Raw genomic sequence first — 769 nt, 5'->3', positions numbered from 1 at the left:
CATCTGAGAGTTGGTGATGATCAGCGCACCGCCCCACAGTACGTTCTTCATACCGAGGGTAGATACGAACGGATGCGGCAGGTGCAGACGGGTAAGAAGCATACCGTTGATCCAGCCGATCAGGGTGCCGCCAACGATGGCAACAACCAGCAGCAGAACCGGATTGTTCATGCCCTTGTTAACCAGCATACCTGCAAGGCAGGCAGCGAACGTTGCGTTCGCACCTACGGACAGGTCGATGCCGGCAGTGATCAGGCAGAGCAGCATACCGGTGGATACCAGTGCATTGAACGAGGTCTGCTTGAGAACAGACATCATGTTGGAATACTTAAAGAAGTTCGGCGAAGCGATCGCCAGAACTACACAAAGGATTACCAGTGCGCCAAAAGTACCAGCATAAGACATCAAACTGCTGGATTTCTTCGATTTAGTCATCTAATTTACCTCCCCAAGCTGCCTTCATAAGGTCTTCCTGATTGAAATGTTCGCTGTCACGGTCTACCTCGGCCATTACTTCGCCGCCGCGCATTACGATTACGCGGTCGGACATGCCGAGGATCTCAGGCATTTCCGAAGATACCATGATAACGCACTTGCCCTGCTTGACAAGGCTGTTCATTACGTTGTAAACCTCGACCTTTGCGCCGACGTCGATACCACGGGTCGGTTCGTCAAAGATAAAGATCTCTGCATCCGTGTTGACCCACTTGCCGATTACGACCTTCTGCTGGTTACCACCGGACAGCTGGCCTACGATCTCGTCGATCGA

The 769-nt window shown here is 52.4% G+C and carries 2 protein-coding genes; both read right to left on the bottom strand.

Annotated elements, in window-relative coordinates:
* The coding region (locus DW724_RS16170) for an ABC transporter permease (protein ID WP_442861292.1) at nt 1-435 on the bottom strand (435 nt) is incomplete at its 3' end.
* A partial coding sequence (locus tag DW724_RS14555; RefSeq protein WP_147358683.1) for an ATP-binding cassette domain-containing protein occupies nt 428-769 on the bottom strand: 342 nt, incomplete at its 5' end. The genes DW724_RS14555 and DW724_RS16170, both read right to left, overlap by 8 nt.

The organism is Butyricicoccus sp. AM27-36 (genome assembly GCF_003480945.1).
GTDB lineage: Bacteria > Bacillota > Clostridia > Oscillospirales > Butyricicoccaceae > Agathobaculum > Agathobaculum butyriciproducens.
Note: the sequence above shows the minus strand (reverse complement) of the source record. Positions and strands in the feature narration are given on the sequence as shown.